This is a genomic window from Psychrobacillus vulpis (assembly GCF_006861825.1).
In the GTDB taxonomy this organism is placed as follows: Bacteria; Bacillota; Bacilli; order Bacillales_A; family Planococcaceae; genus Psychrobacillus; species Psychrobacillus vulpis.
In genome coordinates, this window is the sequence record NZ_VDGI01000001.1 from 142,111 (window position 1) to 164,802 (window position 22,692).

Below are 22,692 nucleotides of genomic sequence, written 5' to 3' on the forward strand. Positions count from 1 at the left end.
AAGCGGAAGGCGGCGACTCCTGCGGGACAGCGAGACAGTCCAAGACCCCGCAGGCAAAGCCGAGGAGGCTTGGCGCGAGCCCGCGGAAAGCGTCCGCCTGAAGCGATTGCTACAGGAAAAGCACAATAATCACTATGTTCTTAATATATTTTGATTCATAAAGATGCATTTGTCGACAAGCTGAACTACCCCGAAATTGTTAGGGGTAGCCTTTTTACATTTAAAATGTTTTTCCAACTAAAGTGACGTTTTTTCCAACTAAGACTTCATTTATTCCAACTAACTGCTCCATTTTTCTAACTAACTTTCTAATCAAACGAACAAAGGAATGGATTTTGGATTAATTAATTTAATTTTGAAACTATATTCTAGGATTTTCGTATATATGTAAGAAATAACTATTGGAGGGATATTGATGGAAGATTTAATTGGACTGGGAATCGGTTTTGTAGCAGTTGTGATGATTTTCTCTATACCACTAACTGCGATATGGACAACCCATTTACGGAAGTCCCAAAAAGTGAAAGCACAAATTGTAAAAGATGAGATTGAATTAGAAAAACTAAAGTATAACAATTTTTTATTAGAGACTGAAAATATGCGATTAGATTTACAACAAAAACAAGCAAATTTGTTAGAAAGCTCTGATCCTCTTGTTTTAGATTTACAAAGAAAAGCACTAAGTGAAACAAAGATTACATCCTTTTAAAAACAATCGTGCAGAAAAATTTCCGCACGATTGTTTTTAAAAGTGCATACACAAAGATAGGAGTTTAACAATGCAAAAATCTACAAAAGGATTTTTCCAATTACTCAGAAGCCTTCGATGGCCTGTCAAAATGACAATTATTGCACTAGTCTTATCTCTCTTAAGCACAGTTATTGGATTAGTAGTACCCCTTGTTACAAAAGATTTAGTCGATACGTTAACAAGCACTGCATTTAATTGGAAAATGATTATGCTATTGCTTGTTGTATTTTTATTACAAGCTATTTCCGGTGGGTTTTCTTTCTATCTATTATCTTATATAGGAGAATATATAGTTGCGGATCTTCGCAAAAAGCTATGGAGCAAAGTGCTTCATCTTCCTGTAACCTACTATGATCAGAATGAAAGCGGCGAAACAATGAGCCGCATTACACAAGACACTTCCACTTTGAAATCACTCATTACTGATCACTTGGTGAATTTTATTACTGGAATAATCACAATCATAGGGTCTGTCATTATATTATTTTTTATTGATTGGAAAATGACGTTAATCATGCTTATTAGTGTCCCGTTGAGCGTAGCAATTATGATTCCACTCGGCAATATGATGCATAAAGTTTCGAAATCTACACAAAAAGAAATGGCTTCGTTTTCGGGTCTTTTAGGACGTGTGCTATCTGAAATTCGTTTAGTAAAATCTTATCGAGCTGAGAAAACGGAAACTGCAAGTGGCAACGAAGCAATTCAAAGCTTATATAAATTTGGACTTAAAGAAGCTAAAATACAAGCGTTCATAGCACCTTTTATGACGCTTACTATGATGGTGATTTTAGTCGCAATTTTAGGCTATGGTGGTTTACAAGTATCAAAAGGAATCTTGACTGCTGGCGAACTTGTTGCCATCATCTTTTACTTAGTACAAATAATTGTTCCTTTTGCCCAAATGGCAACGTTTTTTGCTTCTTTCCAAAAAGCTGTAGGAGCGACCGAGCGTATTCAAGAAATATTCCATATGGATAGTGAAACAGTTGAAGTGGAATCGAAACAACTATTAGAAGATGGTGTAGTTGCTTTCGAAGATGTCCATTTTTCATATGGTCTGGACAAAAAAGTGATTGATGGGATTTCATTTGAAGCTCGTCCTGGGACTGTAACAGCATTTGTCGGTCCAAGTGGCGGTGGCAAAACAACCATATTTTCATTGTTGGAAAGATTTTACGACCCTGATTCTGGGAAAATCTTGTTTAATCAAACATCAATTACTGATCTCTCTTTACGTGCATGGCGTTCTAAAATTGGGTACGTCTCACAGGAAAGCCCTTTAATGAGCGGCACCATTTTATCCAATATGACATATGGAATGATTACTATTCCACCAATGGAGAAAATTATTGAAGCAGCAACTGCAGCAAATGCCTCTGCATTTATAGATGAGCTTCCAGACAAATACGATACGCTCGTTGGAGAACGTGGCATCAAGCTTTCTGGAGGACAACGTCAACGTATTGCAATTGCACGTGCACTCTTGCACGACCCGAAAATATTAATTTTAGACGAAGCAACCTCCAACCTAGATAGTGGTTCGGAAGCTATCGTACAAGAAGCGTTAGAACGTCTAATGAAAGGCCGTACTACTCTAATTATTGCACACAGACTCGCAACGATTACTCATGCCGATCAAATATTCTTTTTAGAGCAAGGGAAAATCACAGGAAGTGGCACACATGAACAACTCATTGCTCATCACGAACTTTATAAAGAATTTACACAGGGGCAAGGATTGTCGTGAAAAAGAAAGTCCAATGAGTGGAGTAATTAGACTTGGCACATTGTATTTTTTAATAGTGAAGCAGTAACCTCTTTAACTTTCAATTGAGAAAGCGGAGTCTAAAAAATGAGTTTTTTTAGCATTTTATATTACTGCTTTCCTAATCAATTATTTCTATGTTTTTCCTTTATTTTTATGTTATCTTAATTATAGAACTGGATTTTATTTTCCTATTTTGATCCTATCGAGGGGGGTTGTAATTGGGTGAATATAGGGCAGCTGATTAAATTAGAACGACAAAGACAAAATATGAAGCAAGAGTCTTTAGCTTCTGGTATTTGTGTTCCCTCTTACTTAAGTAGAATAGAAAATGGCTTAGTAACACCAAGTGAAAATATACAGCAGCATATTTTAACGCGGTTAAATATCCCTCTGGATTCACTAAAGAGTGATATAAACCCTGAAAAGTCAATTCATTTTAAATTGCTCTTCAAAACTGTACTCAACTCTCGAGATAAACAAAAGGCAGCAAATCTTCTACAAGATATTCACATCTATATAGTGGAACATCCAATTGACCCTAATAGACTCACCCTTCTTTTAATGGAAACAAGGCTGATGCTTATGCTGCCTGACTATACAAACGAAGTCCAAACTAATGTGACTATATTAGAAGAGTTCAAAAAGGAAATGAATACGGAACAATTATTTTATCTTTATACGATTCAAGGTATTATAGCGTATTTGAACAATCAATTCCGAGAAGCATCTGAGATTTTCTCACAAGTATTTACATTAATCAAAAGTTATCGTATGGAAGATTGGGAAATGGCTGAACTTTACTATATTTCGAGCTTATCCCTATTATCGGAATCACGATACATACTCGCAATTGATTATGTGAAATCGGCTCTTTCTTATTTTAATCAAGAAATCTTAATAGAACGCTCCATTGAATGCTTGATTATTTTAGGTATTGCTCAAAAAGATAATGGAGTGTTAAAAGAATCTGTAGCTATCTATGAAAAGGCAAAAGAAATAAGCACTAAGATTGAGTCTTCTAAATTCAATGGAATGATTGAGCATAATTTAGGAGCAAGTTATTCTCTACTAAAAAATCCCCAAAAAGCACTTTTCCATTTTCAAAATAGTTTAGATGCAAAATCTAAGCCCGACGATAAAATAGTTACAATTTTATCTATAGTAAAGGAATATCATAAAAATAGTGATGTTATAAACGCAAAAATTTGGTTGGAAAAAGGGTATAAATTGTTAGACCTTTTAACAAAAAAGAATAGAATCTTTTATACAAATCATTTTGCTATATATAGATCAATTCTTTTTAAGGAAAAGGATCTTATTTCGATTTTCAAAAAATCTTTGGATTATTTCGAAAGCAAGCAAGAGTATAAGTATTGCTCTATTTATTGCTACGTCCTAGCGAAAAAATTAGCCGAAGATAAGCAATACAAACAAGCTACTATTTATTATGAACAAGGATTTAATTATCATATAAAACAATCAAAAGTATCTAATTGGGAGGAATTATCATGAAAAAATTTTTAGTAGGTGTACTTTGTTGTGTAGGTTTATTAATAGTGACCATTGTAAGTAGTACTGAACTTGCAGTGAATGATAAACCTGAAATCACTTCTATTGGCGTTGGTAAATCTATTTAAATTATATATCTATCAATTAACATTAAAGGGTACAAGATTCTATAACTGAATCTTGTACCCTTTAATATATTTTCAATATCCTTTTTCAATATCCTTTTTCAATGAAAACTTCATCATCCAGTATGATATGATGACTATACACTTCTACAAATTCTAATGACTTTTCTAGACTATCAACCAATTCAAAAATATCGAGAATCATAACTAACTTTATAGTAGTTATCTCTCCAAAAGCGTTCGTATATGTCACGTCTTTAAAATGTTCTTTTACTAATCCATCGACATCTTCGATTTTAGCGGCTCTAACGATATTAATCGTTTCCTCAAATGTTTTATTAGGCATAGACTCTGGTGAAGAAATATGTTCAAATAATAGTTTTACTGAATAAATATTCTCCAAAAAGAACACCTCTATTCCCTATTTTTCTCTTCTCTTTATTATTCTTTAATTGACTGGAAAAATCCATATCTTTTAGTTGAGAAATTCCCTTAAGAAAATGAGGCTTAATCAGAGAAATTTATTCATACTTTCATACTAATCAATTGATTTAACATAGTGTATTTTTTACTCTTATATTATTTTTAATTAATAGGTAAAATTACCCAATTAAAATTCTAATTGGTTAAAAATCTGCATTACCTGCTAGAAAAAGCACGATAAGTTTTTTCCATTAAATATTTAACTGGCTTTCGTATAGCTCGTAATAGTTTTGAAAGACATCCCTGTGTATATCCGCCGCAAAATTTACAGCTACTTTCGTGCTGTAAATCGTGGCCAAGTATAGTCCTCCCGAATGATTTTCTAATTCTTTCATCATTTGATAACCATACATTGAATCTTCCCTGCGCAAATGCTAGATAGCCATTTGTATAAACCCTCTCCGCTTTTTCACCTAAATCCTCTCCTTTAATCGATATATCGATTAAAAACAATAGTAAAAGAGCTTAGAGTTTTTTCTCTAAGCCCTTTTCGGTTTAACTTTCATTCTCCTAGTTCTATTTTCTCTAGTGGCTCATAAGCAGGCCCTTCAATTACGTCTCCAGTAAACGTAAATCTTGAACCGTGACATGGACAGTCCCACGAACATTCCGCATCGTTGAATACAACGTCACACCCCATATGCGTGCAAACAGGTTTTACTAAATATACTTTACCTGTCACGTCTTTAAATGCACCAACCTTTTTACCATCTAACTTAACAATGTCTCCTTTACCTAGTTCTAAATCTTTAAATAAGACATCAATTTTCTCTGTTTTTCCTTTGATTAGTTCTTTAGCGACGTTCGCATTTATTTTGGCGAAGCTCGTAATATCTTCTTTTTTCATTTTAGACCTTATTGGATTGTAAAACTCCGCAAAGCGATTGTCTTTTTCGAGGACATTGTCTGCCATAATTGTTGCTGCAACCGTACTATTGGTCATTCCCCATTTTGCATATCCCGTTGCAACCAATACATCCTGAAGTCCGGTGGTCATTGAACCAACGTATGGCAGTTGGTCAAGTGTTACTAAATCCTGTGCGGACCAACGATAAGCATATTGCTTCACTTTGAACTGCTCTCTACCAAATGCCGCTAAAGCCTCATAGTTCGCCATCGTATCACCTTGAAATCTTCCGGTTATATGCCCTTCCCCACCAATTAGTAAATATCGTCTTCCATCCGAACCTAACGAAGTTCGAATGGATCTTGTAGGCTTTTCTACATTAATGTATATTCCTTTTGGATAATTAGCTTCTACGAGTGAAGCAAGTGCATAAGATCTCTCTGAGTACATTCGAGTAAAATAAAGTCCGTCTTCATCATTGAAAGGAAAATGACTACAAACGAGTATTTTCTTCGCTCTTATTTCATTCCCATCGAGCATTTGCACAAGATTGGTTGAATGAATGGATTTTGCACGCGACTCTTCGAAAAACTGAACCCCATTTTCTATTGCCTTCTCCATTAATGCAGTTGCATATTTTAACGGATGAAACTGTCCTTGGTTTTCCATTTTGAGAGCTTCTTTCACTGTAAATGGAAGTCCTGTTTCTTTTGTTAAGGTAGCTCCCTCGATTCCAAGCTTGTTATAAGCATCCATTTCATTTTTTAATATTTCCACTCCATCTTCTGTATCTGTATACAAAAAGGCATCTACTTTTTCAAAGTCACAATTGATACCTAACTCCGAAGCAGTTTGTTCAATAAAGTCCTTTGCCTCAGTATTTGCTTCATAATATAATCTTGCTTTCTCTTCTCCGAAAGTTTCAATTAGCTTTTGATAAATAGGTCCATGTTGTGCTGTAACTTTTGCCGTTGTGAAACCTGTTGTACCCTTTAATATTCTACTTCCTTCTACAACTATTACTTTTAATCCACTTTTACTCAGCAAATAAGCTGCCGTAATTCCAGTGAGACCTGCTCCAATAATTGCAACATCAACTTCTATATCTTCACTTAGTTTAGGAAAAAGCGGAAAATCTTTATTTGCTCGCCAATATGATTGCGATTCGCTCGGTAAAATTTTTTGAGTCATTTATGATTCCCTCCTGTTTCTCCTATTCTCTATCTATTGGTGAAACTTTATTCAACTCGAAGCGTATAAATTGAAAGAAGCAAAGGAGTGAAACGATGGATTTCTTTAGTATCATGAATATATTAGGTCCTTTATTTATTGCTGTTGTTTTTATTATAGTTATCGGTGGATTCATTTTTATAATTGGTAGTAGCATTAAACAACGAAATAAAAACGATAATTCTCCTAAACTTTCAGTACCCGCTCAAATAGTAGCGAAACGTACGAATACGTGGGGAGGATCAGGTAATAGTTCGGCGTCTACTTCCTATTATGTAACGTTTCAAGTAGAAAGTGGAGATCGAATGGAGCTTCAGTTGAATGGACAGGAATATGGTATGCTAGCAGAAGATGATCTTGGCATTCTGACTTTTCAGGGGACTAGATTCCTTACATTTGAGAGAAAACATTAAGAAAAGCCAGCTGGGATCCTTCCCTTGCTGGCTTTCATCAATTTATTTAGTTGGTGAGATACCTTCTTCTTCCGCTACTTTATTCAAAGCGCCTACGAATGATTCCAGTGGCTGTGCACCAGAAATAGCATACTTATCATTTAACACAAAAAATGGAACTCCACGAACACCTATTTGTCCAGCTCTTGCAATATCCGCTTGAACTTCTGTTAAATAAGCATCTGAATTTAACACTTTATCCGCTTCTTCTCTAGATAATCCAATAGACTCGATTAAATCTAAAAGGATATCATGTTTTCCAATTTCTTTTGATTCAATAAAATAGGAATGAAGCAATAATTCGTTTGCTTCTTTCGCTTTACCTTGGTCAGATGCCCATTTTACTAAACGATGAGCATCTAGCGTATTCGCAGGTTTCATTGTATCAAAATTATACTCCAGTCCAACTGTTCGTGCTTGTTCTGCTACACCTTCTGTCATTTGCTTTGCAGCTTCTACAGTTGTTCCGTATTTTCCAGCAAGTTCTTCGTATATACTCTTATCCGACACTTTCGGTGTATTCGGGTCTAGCTCAAAGCTTTTAAATTCAACCTCTGCTTGACTACTAAAACCCGCTTGCTGTAATGCTTCCTCTAATCTTCTTTTTCCAATATAACAAAACGGACAAACAAAATCTGACCATACTTCAATTTTCATATTAATCACCTCCACTTCATTTTATTTGTATATATAACATACAGCAATTTTACTGCTCAAAACAAAAGCTTCTCAACCAATATGGCTGAGAAGCTTTTAATGTTTCTTATGATAATGCTTCAGTTAGAGCTGGCACTACTTGTTTTTTACGAGATACAACACCTTTTAGGAGAGCAGTATTGTTTTCGAATTTCACACTAAATGCTGCTTCCGCTTTTAGTGCTACTTTTCCTAGTGCAAGTGCTACCGAGTCGTTATTTAAAATATCTGTTACGACAAAAAAGAATAGGTCCAGCTCTTTTTCTTGGATTTCACGATTAATTAGTTCTTCAAGTTCTGCTTGACGACCCATTACGTCGTTTACGTCTACTGCATTAACTTGTGCGATAACTACTTTGTATTCGCCCATGCCGAATTCTTTTGCGTCTAGTGAAAGAAGGTCTTCTAAGCTTTTATCGCTTAAATCTGCTCCTGCTTTTAACATAGCTAGTCCGTACTCTTCTGCATTGACACCAGCAATTTTTTCAAGTTCACGAGCAGCAGCTACGTCCTCTTCAGTACATGTTGGTGATTTAAATAATAAAGAATCTGAAACAATTGCAGAAAGCATTAATCCTGCAATATTTGCTGGAATTTCAATTCCTTTTTCTTTATAGATTTTATTTAAAATAGTTGCCGTACAACCTACTGGTTCTGCACGATAGTATAAAGGCTCTGCCGTTTCGAAGTTTGCAATACGGTGATGGTCAATTACTTCCGTTACTTGTACTTCTTCAATGCCATCAGCACTTTGTTGTTTTTCATTGTGGTCGACCAAGATTACTTTTTTCGCTTCATTTGCAACGTTTTCAATTAATCTTGGTGCTTCGAAACCGAATTTTTCTAATGCGAATTTTGTTTCATTATTTACTTCGCCTAAACGAACCGCTTCAGCTTCTACTCCGATAGCATTTTTTAAGTGTGCATATACAATCGCTGATGTAATTGTGTCTGTATCCGGGTTTTTATGTCCAAAAACTAATACTTTTTCCATGAATAATCCTCCTAATCAATTATGCCTCGGCGTAATTGCGTCCAGATTTTGAATTAAGCTTAGGCCTGCGTGATGCAGGTGTCAGTTAGCCTTTGTCGCATGGATGCGACGATTTTAGGCTAACATCATTCTAATACTCCTTTCAAAATCTGTGACATCCGCCGGAGGCTTTAACTTTTTTTAGCCTGGGTTTGAAATAATCAACATTTTGGCATCCATCTTGACACTTGTAGAAGTGGAAGACTTCCGCTGAAAAAAGTTAAACAATTTCCGAACTTATTTTATCATATATCCTGCTTATCATTGAAAAGTAAATTCGCTAATTTATGCTTTTGATGTAAAAAGTCTGCAAGCGTGTATTCATCCAACACTTTGAGATATGCAAATAAAGCGCGATTCAGCGCACCTTTCAATCCGCAAACTGGCGTAATAACACATGAATTTGTTTGACAATCAAAGCATTCAACTAAATGGAAATCATCTTCTGTATGCCTAACTACTTGTCCTATATTAATGTCTTCAGGTTCCATCGCTAAACGAATTCCTCCACCTCGTCCACGGATCGTTTCAATATAACCTAGTTTACCTAACTCATGCGTTACTTTCATCAAATGATTTTTGGAAATGTCGTATGCATCCGAAATAGCTTGGATCGTTGAAAGGTCACTTTTTTCTTTTGTTCCCAGGTATATTAACACTCTAAGTGAGAAATCTGTATACATAGTTAATCTCATATTGCCACCACCAATCCTCTACCTCATTATAGCGAATTTTGACAAACTCGTGAAAGAAATGTGTCTGATTTATTAAAGCTTGTTTAAAGATGTATTTAAAATATTGCTTTAAAGAATTTAGAGGAGTATCGTACAAAGTGTAAACAACAATACGAAAAAAGGACGTGTAATAATATGTTATCTCAACAAACAATTGATATCGTAAAATCTACAGCTCCAGTTTTAGAAGTACACGGAGTCGCAATTACGACCGTTTTTTATAAAAATCTATTTGAAGCACATCCAGAACTACTTAATATATTTAACCATGCAAACCAATCAAAAGGCCGTCAACAAACTGCTCTTGCAAATGCTGTATATTCAGCTGCAGTGCACATCGACAACTTAGCAGCAATTATTCCAGCTGTAAAACAAATCGGCCAAAAACACGTAAGCCTTGGTATTAAACCTGAACACTATCCTATCGTTGGTGAACACTTACTTGGAGCTATTAAAGAAGTACTTGGGGATGCAGCAACAGACGATATTATCAATGCATGGGCAGAAGCCTATGGGGTAATAGCAGATGCCTTTATCGGTATTGAAGAAGAAATGTATGTAGCATCTGAGTCTAAACAAGGAGGCTGGAGATTCTTTAAAGATTTCATTGTTGTCCATAAAGAAAAAGAAAGTGAGAATATTACTTCTTTCTACTTAAAACCTGCAGATGGAAACATGCTACCTACTTATGAACCTGGTCAATTCATTACAATTCGAGTAAGCGTTCCTGGGGAAAAATATTTACTAAATAGACAATATAGCTTATCTAAAGCTTCAGATGTGGAAACATTCCGCATTTCAGTAAAAAAAGAAGATGAACATGATCCTGCGGGTAAAGTTTCCGTTCATTTACACAATAATGTGAACGTCGGGGATACGTTAGAACTTAGTGCACCTGCTGGAGAATTCTCTTTAGATGTAGAGAAAACAACACCTGTAACACTCATAAGTGGTGGAGTTGGAATCACTCCTATGATGAGTATGTTCGAAACAATTGCTAAAAATCAACCATCTCGAAAAGTTTCTTTCATCTATAGTGCGCGTAACGAAAATCTACATCCATTTGATAAAGATATTCGTTCATTAATGGAAACGATGGAAGATGCAGAGTATGTTTCCCTTTACTCAGATGAAGGAGATGGATTTATTACAAAAGAGCTTTTAGCTACACATGCCATTCAAAGTGGTGATGTATACATTTGTGGACCAGTTGGATTTATGGAAGCAATGATTAATCATCTACTAGAACTCGGATACACAAATGAACAAATTCATTACGAATTCTTTGGCCCTGCTCTTCAACTTGAGTTGGTACAAGCATAACTTTCCTAAGTTGAATAAGAAGAGTGTTACTTCGAATTAGAAGTAACACTCTTTATTGTTTACCCCAAAATAGTGATAGGTATTTTTACATACGAATTTATATCTAAACGCTGTGACAGACAATAAAAGTACGTTCATATATATGATTCTAGGAATTAATTAACGCATAAATATGCTTTTAGTATTATGCATATACTGTCGTTAGTGTTATAATTATCCTATGAACCTATTAATAAAGGAATGATAGAAATAATGCCCAAACTTTCTGAGAGCAAATATATTCCGCTTGCAACTTTTTTTAAACAGTCGACTCAAAGAGAACTTTCTTTAACTTATGACGAAATTGAAGCTATCATAGGCCAAGTTCTACCGAACGCCGCCTATTTAAGCAGTAGTTGGTGGAAGAAAACAAAGCCCCCTGCACTACATTTTTTTGCCTGGACAGATCATGGGTATTCTGTAAAATCAGTTAATTTGGGGAAATCCGTTCTTTTCCATAATGTTGTACATGAAAAAGATGAACGACTTCTAGATGAAAACAATAAACAGGATATTCTTATTATTCGAGAAGCAGAGCTTGAAGATGCTCGTTCGTTTATTAGCTTACAGGAAAGTATTTTTTCAGAGACAGACTTTATGTTATATGGGAAATCAGATATACAAATGACTGTTCAAGCTGTTCGAAAGGAAATGAATTTCTGGAAAAACTCGACCAACTCGATTTTACTGTTAGCCATCATGAATGGTCAGTTTGCTGGCTACGTTTTATTCACAGGTGGCCCAGCTCCTCGTGCATTACATAGAGCAACCGTAGTAATCGGTGTTAAACAAATGTTTTCTAAAAAAGGTATCGCCTCTTCCCTAATGCTGCATGGAGAAAAGTGGGCAAAAGAAGTAGGAATATCAAAACTTGAACTGACCGTAATTAAAGAGAATTTAAATGCTCAAAAGCTTTATGAAAAGCTTGGCTTTGAAAACGAAGGTACAAGGAAAAATGCACTTATTATTAATGAAGAGTTTGTAGATGAGTTCTTTATGGGGAAACTCATTTAAAAAAAGATCGACCAAAATTAATTTGGTCGATCTTTTTTGGTGAATTTTCGCTAAGGATTTCGTTAAGCAAAAAGTATAAGTAAATGTTTGAGCTCTTCCTGCTATCTCGCTTTCGAAACAAAGGGATTGTTTGTTTCCCAATATCTATACGGGTAATGTACAGCTTCTCCGCTGTTTTCAATACCTATTCTTGGCCCAGTTGAAACGGATATCACTTGCTCACCTTCTGCTATATACAATGGCTTGTCTGACCAATTCTTTCCATAATACTCCATCGTTATTGCCAATGCTTTTGTGAGTTTACCAGGTCCATTTGTCCACTGCTTTCTCATTAGGTCCAAGCCTTCCATTGGTTCTACAGCACGTATTAGGATGGCATTTGGTGTGTCGAGAGCGCCAGCTACGACATTTATCAGTGTATGCGTATGCATTTGATATGTGTAAATAAGTCCTGGTTTCCCAAACATAACCTCTGTTCGTTTTGTTCTTCTATTTCCAAAGCTATGTGCTGCTCTATCATCAGCACCCATATACGCTTCCGTTTCCACAATTTTACCAACAATAAGACCTCTATTATGCTCATGTACTATATATTTTCCTAGTAAATTGCCTGCAAGTTCTAATGTTGGTTGATGAAAAAACATTGGATCAATTGGTTTCACTTATAAAAACCCCATTTTTTTTGCTTCAAATGTCAGTTCATCTCTGAATTTTGGATGAGCAATCGATATTAGCTGCTTAGCTCTTTCTGAAATTGGTTTTCCGAACATTTTTGCCACACCATATTCCGTTACAATTATATCTATATCATTTTTAGAGGTTGTTACGACAGAACCAGGTGTTAGGCTTAACTTTATTCTGGAAAGTTCATCATTTTTAGCTGTCGATGTCATACACACGAAACCTTTTCCTTCTTTGGCAAACCTTACTCCTCTTGCAAAGTCTGATTGTCCACCAGTAGAGGAATAATACTTTCCTGCAACTGTTTCAGAAGCACATTGTCCAAATAAGTCCACTTCTGTTGTAGCATTGATAGATACAATACGCTCCTCTTTTGCAATCTCTCTAGGGTCATTGACAATACTTACGGGCAAGAATTCAACTGAAGGATTATTATGCAAGAAGTGATAAAGTTTGTTAGATCCATGCGCAAATGTTGCGATGATTTTTCCTCTATTCGTAAACTTTTGTGTTCCGTCAATTGCACCTGCTTCCACTAGATCTACGATACCATCCACAAACATTTCAGTATGAATGCCTAAATGACGATGATCCTTTAGTAAACTAACGACTGCATTTGGAATAGAGCCTATCCCAATCTGCAAAGTGTCTCCATTTTGAATACTTTCCGCCACATAAGATGCAATCTTCATATCTTTTTCTCCAACAGGAGGGGAAATAGCTTCAAACAAGGGACGATCATTTTCTATATACCCTACAATTTGACTAATATGAATTTGATTTTCTCCGAATGTACGAGGCATATTTTTATTTACCTCTAGTATAAACGGTATTGTACCTATAAATTCACTTACGATATCTGCTTGTGTTCCTAAAGAGAAATATCCATATTCATCCATAGGTGATGCAACTGCCATAACCATGGAAAGGTTAGTGCATTGTTTTAAGATTCTCGGCATTTCATGGAAGTGATTTGGTACTAGATCTAACATTCCTTGATGGAACAAATTTCTTGTGACTCCACTTAAAAAGTATGAGACATGCGAAAGCTTTCCAGGAAAAGCACCTTCCATGTATTTACGTTGTTGTAGTGAAAGTAACTGATGAATTTTTACGTTCGTTAACTCATCAGCATTTTCTTCTAAAATATCGAGTAATTTATGTGGTTCTCCATTTGTTAAAGGAAGAATAATATCCGCATTCTTCTCGATTAAATCAATGATTTGCCTATCTGTTAGTTTCTTAGTTGTCATTAATATCTACTCCTACTTTACGCTTGTTTAGTCCGTAATTATACAATTGGAACTGTTTCGAGAAAAACTTTCACTTCTTTCGGATTTCTCAATATACAAATATCCACATTATCCGTTTCTCTTAAAATATCCAGTATACCTGGTCTTATATCCTTTGGAAAACGCCATACCCATTGTGCAAATTCCATGTCTATTTTTTCATTACAACCCTGGGCCATATCTGGACGAGTTGTTCCTCTATGCACCCAAGCTCTTTTTAAAATCCGATACGTACAAAGCAATCTTGGAAAATCTAAGAAAATAATTAAATCTGCATACTTAGCTCTTAATGCTAATGTTGAGTTAAAATTACCGTCCATAATCCACTCATCTTCTATTAATTTTTGCTGTACTTTTTCCCGAAATGCTGGCTTTGGAGTGGGAACCCAACCTTCATTCCAAAAAAGGGCATCTAAATGTATAAGTGGCAATTTCCACTTTTCCGCAAGTTTTGTTGAAAAAGTAGACTTTCCTGCACCACTAGACCCGATGATCAATACTCGTTTATGTCGAAGTTTCTCCAAACAACTACACCCCCTGCACTATCACTTCATTCTACTATGTTTTGTCCACCAAACAAAACAAAAACCTGTTCCCTTTATTATAGGAAACAGGCTTTGCTCTATTCTAATTCGACTTGCTTTGTCTCGGTGCCAAGGAATAAAACTGCTAACACTCCAATGACGATAGCAATACAGAATATACCGAATATCCATCCGATTTCATACCCTGCTGTAACAAGAGAACCAACTAATAACGGTCCTAAAATACCTCCAATACGACCTACTGATGCAGACATACCAGACCCTGTTGCTCGAATAACTGTTGGATATTGTTCTGGTGAATAAGCATATAAAGCTCCCCAAGCTCCCAAGTTAAAGAATGAAAGTAACATACCAGAAATGATTAATACAGAAGTTGTTTCTGCAGTACCGAAAACAAATGCGCTACCAGCAGTACCAAGTAAATAGGTTACTAACACAAATTTTCTTCCAACTTTCTCAATTAGCCATGCTGCTGAGAAGTACCCTGGCAATTGCGCAAGAGTCATGATTAGTACATACTCAAAACTCTTAATCAAACTAAACCCTTTCATCACCATAACACTTGGCAACCATAAAAACATTCCATAGTATGAAAATACGACTGTAAACCAAACTATCCAAAGCATCAGTGTTCTTTTGGCGTATTTTTTTGACCATACTTCCTTCATATTTTGGATAATGGATCTTTGCTCTTCTTTCTTCTCCGTAAATCGTGGAGAATCCGGTAGTTTTATACGTAAATAAATTGCGTAAAATGCTGGTAATGCCGTAATAAGAAGTGCAATTCTCCAGCCGTAATCTGGAATGATAAAGTAAGCAATAAGCGCTGAAATTAGCCAACCTGCCGCCCAGAAGCTTTCTAGTAATACGACAACTCGTCCACGTTCTTTCGCCTCAACACTTTCAGATACTAGTGTAGAAGCAACTGGTAGCTCTCCCCCAAGTCCCATACCTACAAAAAATCGTAAAAGCATGAAAACTGCTAAAGTGGAAGTAAACGCTGATAATCCACTTGCAATGGAGAACAATAATAATGTGATCATAAAGATTTTTTTACGTCCTACTTTATCTGCAAAAACACCGAAAACTAATGCTCCTACTGCCATACCAATAGAGTTCACGCTTCCAATCCAACCCATTTCGGTTGGTGATAGACTCCACTCAGCTGCAAGAGCAGCAATAACGAATGATAAAATCCCTACATCCATTGCATCGAACATCCATGCAAGGCCCGCAATACCTAGCAATTTGTTTTTAGATAAAGGTTTTTGATTTTTATATTTACTCATGTTTTACCCCTGTCTTTACACGTGTAATGTTTTTTCTTTACATGATTAGTATACGCATTGAATAGTAAACTTACAATAGAAAATTATTCTTGTTTTTTAAGCTTTAGTAGAGTAGAATGTCCTTTATAGAAACACATATGTTTACATAAGAAGAACAGAGGGGCGGATTACACCATGGCATGGCAAGGTTTAATTGAACAATACAAAGAATTTTTACCTGTAACAGATAAAACACCTAAATTATCACTACTCGAGGGAAATACGCCTCTTATTAAACTAGAAAACTTGTCCGAAGAATTAGGAATTGAATTATTCGTAAAAGTAGAAGGTGCAAATCCAACTGGTTCATTTAAAGATAGAGGAATGGTTTTTGCTGTGGCAAAAGCAAAAGAAGAAGGAAGCAAAGCAGTTATTTGTGCTTCTACAGGAAATACTTCTGCAGCTGCTGCGGCTTATGCAGCGCGTGCTGGGATGAAAGCCATCATCGTTATTCCAGAAGGAAAAGTCGCTGCTGGAAAACTAGCACAAGCATATATGTATGGGGCAGAAGTAATTCAAATCGAAGGAAACTTTGACAATGCACTTGAAATGGTACGTTCCATTAGTGAAACTTCACCTGTTACTCTAGTAAACTCTGTAAATCCATATCGTATTGAAGGACAAAAAACGGCTTCTTTTGAAATTTGTGACGTACTAGGGGAAGCACCAGATATTTTAGCAATTCCAGTAGGTAACGCAGGAAATATTACTGCTTACTGGAAGGGCTTTAAAGAATATAATGATAAGAAACAAACTGGCCTTCCTCAAATTTTTGGATTCGAAGCAGAAGGTGCAGCAGCGATCGTACAAGGGAAACCAATTGATAACCCAGAAACAATAGCTACAGCTATCCGAATAGGGAATCCAGCAAGCTGGGATAGTGCAGTTGCTGCAAGAGACGAGTCAAACGGTGTCATTGAAGCTGTTTCAGACGATGAAATGATTCATACCTATCAGCTAATTGCTAGAAAAGAAGGTATTTTTGCTGAGCCAGCATCTTGTGCATCTATCGCGGGAGTAATTCGTTCTGTGAAAGAAGGAAAAATTAAGTCTGGAAGTAAAGTCGTTGCTGTTTTAACTGGCAACGGTTTAAAAGATCCACAGACAGCAATGGACGTTAAAGTTGTTCCACCACATAATATTGAAAGTAATGCATCTGCACTAAATGCATTTATTGAGGAGGTGCTTGCATAATGGTATGGGCCATTTCGATACCTGCAAGTACAGCTAATTTAGGTCCTGGATTTGATTCGATCGGAATTGCTTTAGATAAGTACTTAGAAGTGGACGTGGAGATTGCTACTGAGTGGCAAATCGATAACTTATCCAATAATCTACCCGATGTACCAAATCCACAAGATCATTTAATTGTTCAAGCAGCACAAAAAACTGCACAAATGTACGGGATGTCCTTACCCCCTTGCCATCTGGAAGTAAAAAGTGAAATTCCACTTGCTCGAGGAATGGGTAGTAGTGCATCTGCAATTGTTGCTGGTGTAGAGTTAGCGAACCAAGTGCTTAATCTTCAACTTACTTCACATGATAAGTTAAAAGTAGCAACCATTATGGAGGGACATCCCGATAACGCAGCTGCCTCTATATTCGGTGGTTTCACTATTTCTTCAGGTGGAGAAGATGGGGAAATTCATATTTTTCATACGTACCAGATTGACGCTTCTTTTGTTTTATTCATTCCAAACTTTGAATTGAAAACAGAAAAAGCTCGAAACGTTTTGCCCGAAAGTTATACACGTAAAGTGGCTGCACAAGCAAGCGCTACTTCCAATTTATTAATAGCTGCATTTTTATCTCAATCATTCGAGCAAGCTGGAACGTACATGGAGCAAGATCTATTCCATGAACCTTATCGTTTAGACTTGATTCCTGAAAGTAGAGATATAAAAATAGCTGCAAAAAAAGCCGGAGCATTTGGTACTTGCATAAGCGGAGCTGGCCCTACGTTACTATCTCTTATACAAAAAGGAACTGAAGAAGTGTTTATTTCTAATTTAAATGAACTCTTCCCAAATTTCGAACTAGTTCCAGTAAAAATGAATCGAACAGGAATTGTCGTTTCAAAAAAGAAAAACGCAAGCGACTTGATTAGCCCCGACGAGCAAATGTTCTTCCACAAAGAAGTCGTTCTTTGACTTCATTTGGGAAGGTTATTTGACCTCAAGGGGCCAGGCGCTGGAGCTGGATCGATACTGCGTAAAACAATTTATACTTTTTTCAAATAAAAAAGGCAGTGCAGTTCTCACTAATTGAGATCTGTACTGCCTTTCTTTAAGATAATAATACTAAACTTAAAGCCATAACTAGCATTCCTGCTACAACGCCGTAAATAGATGAATGTGTCTCATCATACTTTTTAGCTGCCGGTAAAAGTTCATCTAATGAAATAAAGACCATAATCCCTGCAACCGCTGCAAAGACAACTCCAAATACAACTCCATTTAAAAATGGCATTAATATTAAATAAGCAACAAAGGCACCGACCGGTTCTGCAAGTCCAGAAAGAAACGACAACTTAAATGCCTTTTTACGATTCCCAGTAGCGTAATAAATCGGGACTGCAACAGCAATTCCTTCTGGAATATTATGAATGGCAACTGCGATTGCAATCGCTATTCCTAAATTGGGATCCTGTAATGCTGATGCAAATGTAGCAATACCTTCTGGAAAGTTATGAATTCCGATTGCAAGTGCAGTGAAAACGCCCATCTTCATCAATTTTGTATATTCTTCATTACTAGGGGAGTTATCCATATCCTCAACACTCTTCACTTCATGTGGATTTCCAAGGGAAGGCAATAAACGATCCACTAGTGCTATAAAAATCATCCCACCGAAAAACCCAACAATTGTCATCCAATAGCCATTTCTCTCTCCTAGCTCTGCTACTAATGAAACCTTTGCTTTCACAAATATTTCAACCAAAGATACATATATCATTACCCCTGCCGAAAATCCCAATGCGACAGATAGAAACTTAGTATTAGTTCTTGAAGTCAACAAAGATAGTAAACTTCCTATACCTGTTGCTAGACCTGCAAATAACGTAAGTAATAATGCAAAAACAACATTTCCATCCATTGGACCAACTTCTTTCTAATCATCAATAATAATTTATTTTACGCAATACGTTGCTTTTGTACAACTTTTTTTAATCAATGAAAATTAAAGTTTAAATACGTTTAAATAGTTTCCAATCTTGGACCAATCCTCATTTAGAAAATCCCGATTGGAAGGACGATAGAAGACAGCAGCTGGGTGAAACGTTGGAATAATAATATATTTTTCGTCAGACCATATATACTCATTCTCTTTGAGTGACGCTAAATGCCTTACCCTTGTATTGAGCACTTGCCCATGCAAATTAGAAACTTTTGCATCTTTACCGAGTAAACGCTGTAGTCCTACGTTTCCTAATGTAACGATGACCATTGGAGAGATATTTTTTAGTTCGTAATCAAGTAATGGAGCATGCGCATTTATTTCATGCGTCGTAGGAGCTCGGTTATATTTTCTTTTAGTCGTTTCACCATTTCTTGTTTTTTTCTCTTTCCACACATATGGTCGACTTCTAACCGCGCTCGTCATATAAACGTCATCTCTAGAAAGCCCAATACTTGCAAGTGATTTTGCTAATTCGTCCCCCGCTCGACCAATGAAGGGTACACCTTGCACACTTTCTTTTTCTCCAGGCGCCTCTCCAATAAGCATGATGATTGGATTTTTCTTGCCTTTCCCTTTAACGAAGCCTTCTACTGGATGCCCTTCTATTCTCTTCATTCCAAGTACTACTAAATCTTCAGGTAGTTCGAACATAGCTTTTACTCCTTTATGGCGTATTTACATTCACATTTGATTTTAGAAAATCTAGTTACAGAAAATATTTTTAGAGGATAAAGGTTAAGAAAAGCGCAGAGCGCCCTTTTACATCTTGTCTTCATCGTTTCTAGCATGCTTAGGACAGCATGTCGGTCATCTTATTACCGGATAAGTTTAAGAGGGACGGGAAGTGGCAAGCCAACTTCCCGTCCCTCTTTTTAGGTAATCCTATGGCTGTCGTTTATCCATCGCCCGCTTGAAACGGTTGGAGTCAGATGACTTTTGCTTTAGGTTAATGAAAGAATACTATCAACCTGGAGAGCGGCGCCCGAAGATTATGAGACTCCTACGGGAAAGCGAGACAGACGAGACCACACTGAGCGAAGCGAAGGCACTGAAAAAGTCCCTATAATTCGACTTTGCCAGATGGGGTTGTCCAATATTCCAATTAATAAGAAAATCGTTGAAATGGCTCCCTTTCCGCGGGCGCTGCCTCAGCCTCCTCGCTTCGCTCCGGGGTCTTCGACTAACGCTATTCCCGCAGGAGTGTCGCCTTTTTCAACAATTTTCTAGAAATAAAAAAGTTTTTCAGTTCCCTTGAGCGAAGCGAAGGAGGAGGCTCGTCGCTCGCCCGCGGAAAGCGAATGCCAAACCGCTAAATTCTCGTAGCGCTATTTGATAAATAATTATTGTAATGACACTCTTTCAGCGCCATTACAAGTCTTTACTAATCCTAGTAAAATTACTATAAACACGGGGTTCAAAGTACTTCAATTTTATATACTTTCTTATCTTTTAAAAAATCCTATCCATTAAAGGAAAGGATTTTAATATTTCTTCTTTATAAGCCTTTTTGCTCGATATTCATACAATAATGCAATTAGGACAAACCATGTATACCCTGCCATCCATCCTGCCAAAACATCCGAAGCATAATGACGTGAACCCGCAATACGAGATAAACCAATCATCATCGCTAGGAGCACAGCCCCTATCCAAATGGATATTCGCACCATTTTGTTCGACTGATGCTCTGTTAGAAAATAAGCAATTGTAAATACATATAACAGCCCAACCATAGCATGCCCAGATGGAAAACTAAAACTTTCTAATTGATTTGGAATATTAGGTCGCTCTCTTTGTACCCAGTTTTTTAATAATTTATTAATAACATTCCCTACTCCTACTGTGAACAGTACAAAAAGCATCCCCCGGTAATTTTTCGTACGAATCCACATAATTGCTAATAATAGGAGGACGACAACCATAATAAATGCTGTTTCACCTAAATGATGAAAAGCTGTAACGAAAGAATTACCACCTAATAGTTCTGCCATTTTACGATCGAGTTGTACTATTTCATCTTGAGTAAACGATACGAACAATGCTGCGAATCCTAGCAGCGAAACGAGTCCAAGTGGATAAAACCATTTCTTCATCGTATCCCTCCCCTTCTATTTCTATCTATTACAAAAAGTATAAGCTAGTTTATGAATTAAATACAATCAAAATGGAATCCTTTATCCGATTGCGCGATTCTGAATGGAGATTGATCGATTACTGTGAGTGATTGATCGATTTTGTGTGAAGATTGATCGATTATTTAACCAGATTGATCGATTTTCATATGTAATTGATCGATTGTGCCCAATTAAAAAAATCCACGAGGATATTCCTCGTGGATCTAAATTATTTACTCACTTTTACTTCATATACATTTTGACTGGATTCAATGATATGATCTGGTTTTGGCTTGCCAGCATTCGCTTTGTGACCAGCAATATGCTCGGGGCTCTTCTCCCAGTTTTTCCAGTCTTCTTCAGAAGTCCAACGCACTACGACAAGAACCTCTTCTTCACCGCGGCGAACTTTTTTCACTAGAACTTCTAATTGTTCAAAGCCAGGTTGCTTTTCAATTAGTCCTTCTCCTTGAAAACGTTCCACAACAGTTGAGGAAAATCCTTCTTTTACGACCATACGTTTAATTTGATAGAACATATTATTTCACTGCCTCTAATACTGCATCCAGTTTTGCCTTCTCAGATTCAATACCTCCACCTGATAAGTACCAAGCTTCTGGATCTAAATAAAATACTTTACCATTTTTTACAGCATTTGTTTTACTAACGATTTCGTTTTCAATTGCCGCTTTTGTACCAGATTCTCCTTCAGACGCTACTGCATCGCGATCTACAACGAACAGCATATCAGGGTTTTTCTCAAGTACGTATTCAAATGAAACGTTTTGTCCATGTGTAGATACTTCTAAGTTCTCATCAACTGGTTTAATACCATATACATCATGGATTACACCGAAACGTGAACCTGGACCGTAAGCACTTAATTCGCCTTCAGATGCAAGCACAACTAACGCTTTTTCATCTATGTCTGCAGTTTTCGTTTTGATTTCTTCAATTTTTGTATCAATTTCTTCTAAAGCTGCAGCAGCCTTATCTTCTTTACCGAAAATTTTACCAGCTAATTCTGTGTTAGATTTGAAAGAATTTACATAGTCATTTGTGTCTAATCCAACATAAACAGTCGGAGCAATTTTACTTAATTCTTCATAAGCATCTGCTTGACGTCCAGAGATGAAAATTACATCTGGTTTCATCGCATGAATTGCTTCGAAATCAGGTTCTTTTAATGCACCAGCATTTTTATAAGAAGCTTCATCCGCATATTTGCTTAAATATTTTGGCAAACTTTTTTGAGAAACCGCAGCTACATCCACACCAAGTGCATCTAATGTATCTAGGAAACCATAGTCAAATACGACAACTGTTTCCGGCTGAGCATCAAGTGTTACTTCAGCGTATCCCTCTGGTTGTGCAATTGTTAATGGGTAAACAGATGCCTCTTCTTTTACTTCTTCCTTAGAATCTTTGCTTCCAGTTGATTTATCTTCTGTCGTTTTTTCATCCTTAGTACCACATGCAGCTAGCATTAATACAAGCACAGCAAAAATTACAGATAAAAATTTCCAGTTCTTCATTTATAAACTA

Annotated in this window: 23 protein-coding genes; 9 read left to right on the forward strand and 14 right to left on the reverse strand. The window is 36.5% G+C overall.

What is annotated here, in order from left to right:
- The first annotated feature begins 415 nt into the window (after positions 1 to 415).
- The 4 genes from FG384_RS00705 to FG384_RS20275 all read left to right on the forward strand — a co-directional run bounded on the left by FG384_RS00705 (position 416) and on the right by FG384_RS20275 (position 4,159).
- A complete protein-coding gene (locus FG384_RS00705; protein WP_142640635.1) occupies positions 416 to 709 on the forward strand; it encodes a hypothetical protein in 294 nt (97 codons plus the stop codon).
- 70 nt (positions 710 to 779) lie between these two features.
- Positions 780 to 2,501: an ABC transporter ATP-binding protein gene (locus tag FG384_RS00710; RefSeq protein WP_205961721.1), complete on the forward strand. Its 1,722-nt coding sequence runs from the start codon at positions 780 to 782 to the stop codon at positions 2,499 to 2,501.
- Between the two features lie 243 nt (positions 2,502 to 2,744).
- Positions 2,745 to 4,034, forward strand: coding sequence for a helix-turn-helix domain-containing protein (locus FG384_RS00715; RefSeq protein ID WP_142640637.1), 1,290 nt, complete (start codon positions 2,745 to 2,747; stop codon positions 4,032 to 4,034).
- On the forward strand, positions 4,031 to 4,159 hold the full coding sequence (locus FG384_RS20275; protein WP_276612725.1) for a hypothetical protein: 129 nt from the start codon (positions 4,031 to 4,033) through the stop codon (positions 4,157 to 4,159). The genes FG384_RS00715 and FG384_RS20275 overlap by 4 nt, the downstream gene beginning before the upstream one ends.
- An 85-nt stretch (positions 4,160 to 4,244) precedes the next feature.
- On the opposite strand, the gene FG384_RS00720 is transcribed toward FG384_RS20275, so the two are convergent.
- Complete coding sequence (locus tag FG384_RS00720; protein ID WP_142640638.1) at positions 4,245 to 4,559, reverse strand: DUF4288 domain-containing protein; 315 nt, start codon at positions 4,557 to 4,559, stop codon at positions 4,245 to 4,247.
- A gap of 582 nt (positions 4,560 to 5,141) precedes the next feature.
- The gene (locus FG384_RS00725) at positions 5,142 to 6,677 is read right to left on the reverse strand and encodes an FAD-dependent oxidoreductase (RefSeq protein ID WP_142640639.1); all 1,536 of its coding nucleotides are present in this window, start codon (positions 6,675 to 6,677) and stop codon (positions 5,142 to 5,144) included.
- Between the two features lie 95 nt (positions 6,678 to 6,772).
- Here FG384_RS00725 and FG384_RS00730 point away from each other — a divergent pair, with 95 nt between their 5' ends.
- Positions 6,773 to 7,129: a DUF2500 domain-containing protein gene (locus FG384_RS00730; RefSeq protein ID WP_142640640.1), complete on the forward strand. Its 357-nt coding sequence runs from the start codon at positions 6,773 to 6,775 to the stop codon at positions 7,127 to 7,129.
- 42 nt (positions 7,130 to 7,171) lie between these two features.
- Here the strand turns inward: FG384_RS00730 and FG384_RS00735 are convergent, their stop codons facing one another.
- The 3 genes from FG384_RS00735 to FG384_RS00745 form a co-directional block, all read right to left on the reverse strand.
- Positions 7,172 to 7,825: a DsbA family oxidoreductase gene (locus FG384_RS00735; RefSeq protein WP_142640641.1), complete on the reverse strand. Its 654-nt coding sequence runs from the start codon at positions 7,823 to 7,825 to the stop codon at positions 7,172 to 7,174.
- A gap of 106 nt (positions 7,826 to 7,931) precedes the next feature.
- Entirely contained in the window at positions 7,932 to 8,858 is a 927-nt protein-coding gene (locus FG384_RS00740; RefSeq protein ID WP_142640642.1) for a manganese-dependent inorganic pyrophosphatase, read from the reverse strand.
- A 284-nt stretch (positions 8,859 to 9,142) separates the two neighbouring features.
- Positions 9,143 to 9,592, reverse strand: a complete 450-nt coding sequence (locus FG384_RS00745; RefSeq protein WP_142640643.1) for an Rrf2 family transcriptional regulator — start codon at positions 9,590 to 9,592, stop codon at positions 9,143 to 9,145.
- Positions 9,593 to 9,766: 174 nt separating this feature from the next.
- Here FG384_RS00745 and hmpA point away from each other — a divergent pair, with 174 nt between their 5' ends.
- Positions 9,767 to 10,954 (forward strand): NO-inducible flavohemoprotein, encoded by a 1,188-nt coding sequence (hmpA, locus tag FG384_RS00750; protein WP_142640644.1) that lies wholly within the window; start codon positions 9,767 to 9,769, stop codon positions 10,952 to 10,954.
- A 252-nt stretch (positions 10,955 to 11,206) separates the two neighbouring features.
- Positions 11,207 to 12,007, forward strand: coding sequence for a GNAT family N-acetyltransferase (locus FG384_RS00755; RefSeq protein ID WP_142640645.1), 801 nt, complete (start codon positions 11,207 to 11,209; stop codon positions 12,005 to 12,007).
- A gap of 101 nt (positions 12,008 to 12,108) precedes the next feature.
- Here the strand turns inward: FG384_RS00755 and FG384_RS19965 are convergent, their stop codons facing one another.
- From FG384_RS19965 to FG384_RS00770, 4 genes are all read right to left on the reverse strand, one after another.
- Positions 12,109 to 12,651 (reverse strand): DNA-3-methyladenine glycosylase, encoded by a 543-nt coding sequence (locus tag FG384_RS19965; RefSeq protein WP_205961731.1) that lies wholly within the window; start codon positions 12,649 to 12,651, stop codon positions 12,109 to 12,111.
- 18 nt (positions 12,652 to 12,669) lie between these two features.
- Complete coding sequence (locus FG384_RS00760; RefSeq protein WP_205961722.1) at positions 12,670 to 13,941, reverse strand: acetyl-CoA hydrolase/transferase family protein; 1,272 nt, start codon at positions 13,939 to 13,941, stop codon at positions 12,670 to 12,672.
- Between the two features lie 38 nt (positions 13,942 to 13,979).
- Positions 13,980 to 14,504, reverse strand: coding sequence for a P-loop NTPase family protein (locus FG384_RS00765; RefSeq protein ID WP_142640646.1), 525 nt, complete (start codon positions 14,502 to 14,504; stop codon positions 13,980 to 13,982).
- A gap of 98 nt (positions 14,505 to 14,602) precedes the next feature.
- Positions 14,603 to 15,814 carry an MFS transporter gene (locus tag FG384_RS00770; protein WP_142640647.1) on the reverse strand — a complete coding sequence of 404 codons (1,212 nt, stop codon included), beginning with the start codon at positions 15,812 to 15,814 and terminating at the stop codon, positions 14,603 to 14,605.
- Between the two features lie 174 nt (positions 15,815 to 15,988).
- Between FG384_RS00770 and thrC the strand changes: the two genes are divergently transcribed.
- Entirely contained in the window at positions 15,989 to 17,047 is a 1,059-nt protein-coding gene (gene thrC, locus FG384_RS00775) for a threonine synthase (RefSeq protein ID WP_142640648.1), read from the forward strand.
- The gene (thrB, locus tag FG384_RS00780; protein WP_142640649.1) at positions 17,047 to 18,003 is read left to right on the forward strand and encodes a homoserine kinase; all 957 of its coding nucleotides are present in this window, start codon (positions 17,047 to 17,049) and stop codon (positions 18,001 to 18,003) included. Before thrC ends, thrB begins: the two co-directional genes overlap by 1 nt.
- Positions 18,004 to 18,139: 136 nt before the next feature.
- Here the strand turns inward: thrB and zupT are convergent, their stop codons facing one another.
- From zupT to FG384_RS00805, 5 genes are all read right to left on the reverse strand, one after another.
- Positions 18,140 to 18,949: a zinc transporter ZupT gene (gene zupT / locus FG384_RS00785; RefSeq protein ID WP_142640650.1), complete on the reverse strand. Its 810-nt coding sequence runs from the start codon at positions 18,947 to 18,949 to the stop codon at positions 18,140 to 18,142.
- Positions 18,950 to 19,033: 84 nt separating this feature from the next.
- The gene (locus tag FG384_RS00790; protein ID WP_142640651.1) at positions 19,034 to 19,684 is read right to left on the reverse strand and encodes a uracil-DNA glycosylase; all 651 of its coding nucleotides are present in this window, start codon (positions 19,682 to 19,684) and stop codon (positions 19,034 to 19,036) included.
- An 830-nt stretch (positions 19,685 to 20,514) separates the two neighbouring features.
- Entirely contained in the window at positions 20,515 to 21,126 is a 612-nt protein-coding gene (locus tag FG384_RS00795) for a phosphatase PAP2 family protein (protein ID WP_142640652.1), read from the reverse strand.
- Positions 21,127 to 21,376: 250 nt separating this feature from the next.
- A complete protein-coding gene (locus tag FG384_RS00800) occupies positions 21,377 to 21,685 on the reverse strand; it encodes an antibiotic biosynthesis monooxygenase family protein (RefSeq protein WP_142640653.1) in 309 nt (102 codons plus the stop codon).
- 1 nt (position 21,686) lies between these two features.
- Positions 21,687 to 22,682, reverse strand: coding sequence for a siderophore ABC transporter substrate-binding protein (locus FG384_RS00805; RefSeq protein WP_142640654.1), 996 nt, complete (start codon positions 22,680 to 22,682; stop codon positions 21,687 to 21,689).
- Between the last annotated feature and the right edge of the window lie 10 nt (positions 22,683 to 22,692).